This is a genomic window from Streptomyces morookaense (genome assembly GCF_013030945.1).
Classification (GTDB): Bacteria; Actinomycetota; Actinomycetes; order Streptomycetales; family Streptomycetaceae; genus Streptomyces; species Streptomyces morookaensis.
Window position 1 is genome coordinate 1 of sequence record NZ_JABBXF010000147.1, and the last position, 8,277, is coordinate 8,277.

The following is an 8,277-nucleotide window of genomic DNA, read 5'->3' on the forward strand; positions in this document are numbered from 1 at the left end:
CGGTGTGCAGACCCTGCACGGCCTCGGTGTGACCGCCTTCGTGGAGATCGGCCCCGGCGGGGTGTTGAGCGGTATGACGCAGGGCTGCCTGGACGAGGCCGTCACCATCCCCGTCCTCCGTGCCGATCGCCCCGAGCCGCAGGCCGCCGTCACCGCGCTCGCCGAGCTGTACGTGCACGGTGTCACCCCGGATTGGCAGGTGCTCTTCCCGGGTGCCCGCCAAGTCGACCTGCCCACCTACGCGTTCCAGTACGAGCGGTACTGGCTGGACGCGCCCGAGGAGTTCACCGGCGGTGCTGCCGCCACCGGGCTCGGGCTGGGCGCGGCCGTGCACCCGCTGGCGGGCGCGACCGTCGCGCTGCCGGGCAGCGGCGGGTTCCTGGTCACCGGGCGGCTCTCGCTCGCGACCCACCCGTGGCTCGCCGACCACATGGTCATGGGCAGCGTGCTGCTGCCGGGCACCGCACTCGTGGAACTGGCGGTGCGCGCGGGCGAGGAGGCCGGCTGTGCGCGGATCGACGATCTGACGCTGGAGGCGCCGCTGATCGTCCCCGAGCGCGGCGGTGTGGCCGTGCAGGTGTGGGTCGGTGCGGAGGACGAGCCGGGCAGGCGCGCGGTGACCGTCCACTCGCGGCCGGAGGATGCCGCGGACGACGCGGCATGGACCCGGCACGCGGTCGGGTACCTGGCCGACGAGCTGCCCGAACCGTCGCACGGAACCGCCTTCGAAGCAGCGGCCGGGGCCTGGCCGCCGCCCGGTGCGGAGGCCGTCGACCTGACCGCCTTCTACGAGGGCATGGCCGAACTGGGCCTGGAATACGGCCCGGTCTTCCAGGGCCTGCGCTCGGTGTGGCGCAGCGGGGACGACGTCCTGGCCGAGGTGGCTCTCGCCGAGGGCACGGAGCCCGACGGGTTCGCCCTGCATCCGGCACTGCTGGACGCCGCGCTGCATGCGATCGGCGCGGGCGGTCTCGTCCCCGTCGACGACGGGCCGCTGCTGCCCTTCGCCTGGTCCGGGGTGAGCGTTCTGGCCGTCGGGGCGACGGCGCTGCGGGTCAAGGTCTCGCGGACGGGCACGGACGCGGTGTCGCTGGCCGTGGCCGACGCCGCCGGTGGCCTGGTGGCCACGGCCGACGCGCTGTCGCTGCGGCCGGTGCCGCGGGAGCAGCTGCTCAGGGCGAGCGGCTCCGGCAGGCGTACCGAGGACTCGCTGTTCGGCCTCGCCTGGCAGCCGGTGTCCCTCGCCGGGACGGCCGACGAGGCGGCGGAGTCGGGCGTACGGAGCTACGCGGATCGGGCTGCGCTGGCCGCCGAGTCCGACCTGCCCGGGATCGCGGTCGTCCCGTGCCCGGTGGGGACGGGCGAGGACGGCGCGGAGCAGGTGCACGCCGTGACCCGCGAGGTGCTGGAGCTGGTGCAGTGGTGGCTGGCGGAGGACCGGCCGGGGCGCCTGGCGCTGGTGACGCGTCCCGGTGACCTCGCCCACGCCGCGGTGTGGGGGCTCGTGCGCTCCGCGCAGTCGGAGAACCCGGACCGGCTGGTGCTGGTGGAGGCCGAGGACACCGGTGCGGCGATGCGGGTGCTGCCCGCTGCCGTCGCTTCCGGTGAGCCGCAGTTCGCCGTGCGGGGCGAGGACGTGCTCGTACCGCGCCTGGTGAAGGCGCCCGCGACCGGCGGGAGCACGCCGGGCCTCGCTGCGGGGACCGTCCTGGTGACCGGTGCGTCCGGTGCGCTGGGCGGGCTCGTCGCCCGGCACCTCGTCTCCGAGCACAAGGTGCGCCGGCTGCTGCTGGCGAGCCGCCGGGGCGCGGAGGCCGCCGGGGCGGCCGAGCTGACGGCCGAACTGGCCGCGTGGGGGGCCGAAGTCTCCTGGGCCGCCTGCGACATGGCGGACCGGGATGCCGTCTCCGCCATGCTGGCCGGACTCGACGGGCGTCCGCTGTCGGCCGTCGTGCACACCGCGGGCGTTCTGGACGACGGGGTCGTCTCCTCGGTCACGCCGGAAAGGCTCGCCGGGGTCCTCCGGCCCAAGGTGGACGCCGTGCTGAATCTCCACGCGTGCACCCGGGAAATGGATCTGGCCGCCTTCGTGGTGTTCTCGTCGGTCGCCGGAATGATCGGCAGTGCCGGTCAGGCGAGTTATGCGGCTGCGAATTCCTTCCTCGACGCCTTCTCGTCGTACCGCCGCCGAAAGGGCCTGCCCGCCACGTCGTTGGCGTGGGGAGTATGGGAGGAGTCCGGTGCGATGACGGACGGTCTCGCCGAGGCCGACCGGGCGCGCATGGCGCGCAGCGGCGTCCTGCCGCTGTCGTCGGAAGAGGGACTGCGGCTGTTCGACCGGGCGTTGGCCTCGGACGAGGCGGTGCTCGCCCCGGTGCGCATCGACACCGGTGCGCTGCGCGCCGGCGGGGTGCCGGCCGTGCTGCGCGCCCTGGCGCCGGCCGCGGTCCGCAGGACGGCGCAGACCGTCGCCGCATCGTCCGTATCGTCGCTGGCAGAGCGGCTGTCCGGGCTGCCGGAGGGCGAGCGCGACAAGGCCGTGCTGGATCTGGTGCGGGCCGAGGTGGCCGCGGTGCTGGGCCACGCCTCGGACCGGACGGTCCAGCCGGAACACGCCTTCCAGGACCTGGGATTCGACTCGCTGACCGCCGTCGAACTGCGCAACCGGCTCAACAAGGCGACCGGATTGCGGCTGCCGGCGACGCTGGTCTTCGACTATCCGACGCCCGCTCTGCTGGCCCGGCATGTGCTCACGGAGACCACGGATGCGGCCGGACCAGCCCTAGTGGATTCCCTACTTGCCCACCTCGAGACGATCGAACAAGAATTGGCCACGAAGTTGTCCGAGGGTGATGCCCGCGAGCGGATCGTGTCAAAGCTCCAGGAGGTACTGGCACTTGCCGGTGAATCCGGCAGGACGCCGGAGGGCTCCGGAATCGACGGCAGTGATCTGGAATCGGCCACGGACGACGAAATGTTCGATCTGCTCGGCAAGGAATACGGGATCTCCTGACGATTCCGGTGTCCCGGATCCTCCTTGCCGATTTCCAAGTTTCCAAATGGAATCTGCACAGGGGTAGGGGACGATTTCGGTGACGAACGAGGACAAACTCCGCTTTTTCCTGAAGCGAGTCACCGCAGATCTTCAGGAGACCCGGCGGCGTCTTCGCGACTACGAGGACGCCGCCGGGGAACCGGTGGCCATCATCGGGATGAGCTGCCGCTACCCGGGCGGCGTCCGCTCGCCCGAGGACCTGTGGGAGCTGGTCTCCACCGGCCGGGACGCCGTCTCGGAGTTCCCCGCCGACCGCGGCTGGGACCTGGACGCGCTCTACCACCCGGACCCGGAGAACCGGGGGACCAGCTACGCCCGCGAGGGCGGATTCCTGGACGAACTGGCCCAGTTCGACCCCGGCGTCTTCGGGATCTCGCCCCGTGAGGCGCTCGCCATGGACCCCCAGCAGCGACTGCTGCTGGAGACGTCGTGGGAGCTCTTCGAGCGGGCCGGCATCGATGCCGCCTCGCTGGCGGGCAGCAGGACCGGCGTCTTCGCCGGTGTGATGAACCACGAGTTCCTCGCCACCCTGCAGAACTCCCCGGAAGACCTCGAGGGTTACCTCGGCACCGGAACCTCGGGCAGCGTCGCCTCCGGCCGCGTCGCCTACACCTTCGGCCTCGAAGGCCCGGCCGTCACCGTGGACACGGCCTGCTCGTCGTCGCTCGTCGCCCTGCACCTGGCCGTCCAGGCCCTGCGCAACGGCGAGTGCTCGCTGGCCGTCGCGGGCGGTGTCACCGCCATGGTCGGCCCCGCCACCTTCGTGGGCTTCAGCCGCCAGCGCGGCCTGGCACCTGACGGCCGCTGCAAGGCCTTCGCCGCCGGCGCCGACGGCACCGGCTGGGGCGAGGGCGTCGGCCTGCTGCTCGTCGAGCGGCTCTCGGACGCCCGCCGCAACGGCCACCACGTGCTCGCGGTCGTGCGCGGATCCGCCGTCAACCAGGACGGCGCGTCCAACGGACTCACCGCCCCCAACGGCCCCTCCCAGCAGCGCGTGATCCGGCAGGCACTGGCCGCCGCACAGCTGACCCCCGCCCAGGTCGACGCGGTCGAGGCCCACGGCACCGGCACCCGGCTGGGCGACCCGATCGAGGCCCAGGCACTGCTGGCCACCTACGGCCAGAGCCGGTCCGGCGACAAGCCGCTGTGGCTCGGCTCCATCAAGTCCAACATCGGCCACACGCAGGCCGCGGCCGGTGTCGCCGGCATCATCAAGATGGTCATGGCCATGCGCCATGCCGAACTGCCGCCCACCCTGCACGTCGACGCCCCGTCCCCGCACGTCGACTGGTCGGCGGGCGAGGTGCGCCTGCTGACCGAGCCCGTGCCCTGGCCCGCCGCGGACCAGCCGCGCCGGGCCGGCATCTCCTCCTTCGGCATCAGCGGCACCAACGCGCACACGATCATCGAAGAGGCCCCGCCGGCCGTCGCACCCGACGAGGACGCGGAGAACCCCGAGGACGGCGCCGAGGAGCCCGCAACCGCCACCGTCGCGGCGGCCCTCCCGGCCGCGGGCGGGCCGGTGCCGTGGGTGCTGTCCGGCAAGACCGAGGCGGCACTCGCCGCGCAGGCCGAGCGCCTGCTCTCCGGCCTGGACCCCGAAGCCCCGCCGGCCGACGTCGCGTTCTCGCTCGCCACCACGCGCACCGCCCTGGAGCACCGCGCGGTCGTGCAGGGCGAGACCCTGGCCGAACTCACCGAGGGCCTGCGCGCGGTGGCCGCCGGCTCCCCGGCCCCGGGCGTGGCCCGAGGTCACGTCGACACCGCCGGCCGCATCGGATTCCTCTTCTCCGGCCAGGGCTCGCAACGCCTGGGCATGGGACGGGAGTTGTACGCCGCCTACCCGGTGTTCGCTGCGGCGTACGACGAGGTGTGTGCACACCTCGGGATGACGTTGGACGTCGACTCCGAAGCACTGCACCGCACCGGCATGACCCAGCCCGCCCTCTTCGCCGTCGAAATGGCGCTGTTCCGGCTGCTGGAGTCCTGGGACATCCGGCCGGACTACGTGGCCGGTCACTCGGTCGGCGAGATCGCTGCCGCGCATGTGGCCGGCGTGCTGTCGCTCGCGGACGCGGCGAAGCTGGTGTCCGCCCGCGCCGCGCTGATGCAGGCCCTGCCGGCCGGCGGCGCGATGATCGCCGTCCAGGCCACCGAGGACGAAGTCCTCCCGCACCTCACCGACCAGGTGAGCATCGCTGCGGTCAACGGCCCGCAGTCCGTGGTGATTTCCGGTGCCGAGGACGCCGCGACGGCGATCGCGGAGGCGTTCAAGCAGCAGGGCCGCAAGACGTCCCGGCTGAAGGTCAGCCACGCGTTCCACTCGCCGCTGATGGACCCCATGCTCGACGACTTCGCCGCCGTCGTGCGTGACATGACGTTCGACAAGCCGCAGATCCCGGTCGTCTCCAATGTCACGGGCCGGTTCGCCGAGGCGTACACCGCCGACTACTGGGTCCGGCACGTCCGCGAGGCCGTGCGCTTCGCCGACGGCGTGCAGACCCTGCACGAGCACGGCGTGACCCACTTCGTCGAGATCGGCCCCGGCGGCGTGCTGAGCGCACTGGCCCAGGGCTGCCTGGAGGACGCCCTCACCGTTCCGGTGCTGCGCGCCGACCGCCCGGAGCGCGCCGCACTGATCGCCGCGGTCTCCGAACTCCACGCGCACGGCGTCTCGCCCGACTGGACCGCGCTCTTCCCCGCAGCGGCGCGTGTGGAACTCCCCACCTACGCCTTCCAGTACGAGCGCTACTGGCTCGACTCCTCGGCCGCCGCACCCGGCGACGTCCGCGCCGCAGGCCTGGGCTCCGCCGACCACCCGCTGCTGGGCGCCGCCGTCGCGCTGGCCGGCGGCGACGAGCGGCTGCTGACCGGGCGGCTGTCGCTGCGCACGCACCCGTGGCTGGCCGACCACGCGGTCCTCGGCAGCGTGCTGCTGCCCGGCACCGCCTTCGTCGAATTGGCCGTGCGCGCGGCCGACGAAGCCGGCTGCGACGTGCTGGAGGACCTCACCCTCGAAGCACCCCTCGTGGTGCCCGAGCACGGCGGCATCGCGGTCCAGGTGTGGGTCGGCGCCGACGACGGCTCCGGCCGCCGGCCGCTGACCGTGCACTCGCGCCCCGAGGACGGCACGGACCTGCCGTGGGTGCGGCACGCCACCGGCTTTGTCGCCGAAGGCACCGGCGCACCGGCCGGGCAGGCGCTCACCGCGTGGCCGCCCGCCGGCGCCGAACCGGTCGATCTCGACGGCTTCTACGAGCAGTTGGCCGGTCTCGGCCTCGCCTACGGACCGGCGTTCCGCGGCCTGCAGCGCGCATGGCGCGCGGGCGAGGACGTGTGCGCCGAAATCTCGCTCCCCGACGGCATGGACGTCGGCTCCTTCCTCCTGCACCCGGCACTGCTGGACGCCGCGCTGCACGCGATCGGCGCGGGCGGCACCCTGGTGGCCGCAACGGGCGGGCCGCTGCTGCCGTTTGCCTGGTCCGGTGTGACCGTGCGCGCCACGGGCGCGTCGACCGTGCGCGTGAAGCTGTCGCGCGCCGGCACGGACACGGTGTCCCTGCTCGTCGCCGACGCCGCCGGTGAGCCGGTCGCGTCCGTCGAGGCGCTGACGCTGCGCGCGGTGTCGGCGGAGCAGCTGCGCCGGCGCTCCGACGACGCGATGTTCACGGTCGAGTGGGCACCGCTGTCCCTGCCGTCCGACGCGGACGGCACGAGCGTCGAGTACGTCCCGGACATCGCTTCGCTCACCGACGGCTCGTCGTCGGACGCCGTCGTCGTTCCGTTCCCCGAAGGCCCGGAAGGAGCTTCCGAGGCCGAGCGGGTCCGCGCGGTCACCGCCGGGACGCTGCAGCTGCTCCAATGGTGGTCCGCCGTGGAGCGGGCGGCGCGCCTGGTGCTCGTGGCCCGCTGCGACGACCTCGCCCACGCCGCCGCGGGCGGCCTGGTGCGGTCGGCCCAGGCCGAGAACCCCGGCCGGATCGTCCTGATCGAGACCGACGGCAGCCCGGCGGATGCCCCGGCTCACGTGCCCGGCATCATGCGCTCCGGCGAACCCCATGTCGTCGTCCGCGACGGCGGGTTCCGTGTCCCGCGCCTGGCCCGGGCGGCCGCCCCCGAGCCGGACGCCGCCGCCCCCGCCCTCGGCACCGTGCTGCTCACCGGCGCCTCCGGCGCCCTGGGCGGCACCCTCGCCCGTCACCTGGTGGCCGAACACGGCGTGCGCAGCCTGCTGCTGGTCAGCCGCCGCGGCGCCGACGCCCCGGGCGCGGCGGAGCTGCAGGCCGAACTCGCCGCGTGCGGCGCAGAGGTGACCTGGGCCGCCTGCGACGTGGCCGACCGCGACGCCCTCGCCCGGGTGCTGGCCGCGACACCGGTCGACTCCGTCGTGCACACCGCCGGAGTGCTGGACGACGGCGTACTCGCCGCGCTGACGCCCGAGCGCCTGGACGCCGTGCTCAGGCCCAAGACCGACGCCGTGCTCAACCTGCACGAACTGGCCGGCGGCGACAAGCCGTTCGTCCTCTTCTCCTCCGCCGCGGGCGTCTTCGGCAACCCCGGCCAGGGCAACTACGCCGCCGCCAACTCCTTCCTCGACGCCTTCGCCCGGCACCGCCGCGCCCAGGGCGCGCCCACGGTCTCGCTGGCGTGGGGGCTGTGGGAGCAGGACGGCGCCATGGCCGAGACCCTCGGCGAGGCGGACCGGTCGCGCATGGCACGCTCCGGCGTGCTGCCGCTCTCCACCGAGGACGGGCTGCGGCTCTTCGACGCCGCGCTCGCCTCCGCCGAGGCCGTGCTCGTACCCGTCCGGCTCGACACCGCCGCGCTGCGGAACCGGGCGGCCGACACCCTGCCGGCGCTGCTGCGCGGACTCGTCCGCGGCACCACGCGCGGCACCGTCCAGCCCGCCGCCACCGGCTCGTCGGCCGCCCGCCTCGCCGGGCTGGCGCAGGACGAGCGGGACGAGGCCGTCCTGGACCTGGTCCGCTCCGAGGTCGCCGCCGTGCTGGGGCACTCCTCGCCCAAGGCGATCCGGCCCGCGCACGCCTTCCAGGACCTGGGCTTCGACTCGCTGACCGCCGTGGAGCTGCGCAACCGGCTCTCCGCCGCGACCGGCCTGCGGCTGCCCGCGACCCTGGTCTTCGACCACCCGACGCCCGCCGCACTCGCCCGGCACATCGGCACCGAACTCCTCGGCGAGAGCCCGGCGGACACGGCCGCCG

Annotated in this window: 1 protein-coding gene and 1 pseudogene; both read left to right on the top strand. The window is 74.1% G+C overall.

The features are described from left to right. On the top strand, positions 1–3,013 hold a 3,013-nt coding region (locus HG542_RS33490), incomplete at its 5' end, for a type I polyketide synthase (RefSeq protein ID WP_171088139.1). Positions 3,014–3,092: 79 nt separating this feature from the next. Next, positions 3,093–8,277, top strand: a pseudogene (locus HG542_RS33495) (SDR family NAD(P)-dependent oxidoreductase); the annotation flags it as partial.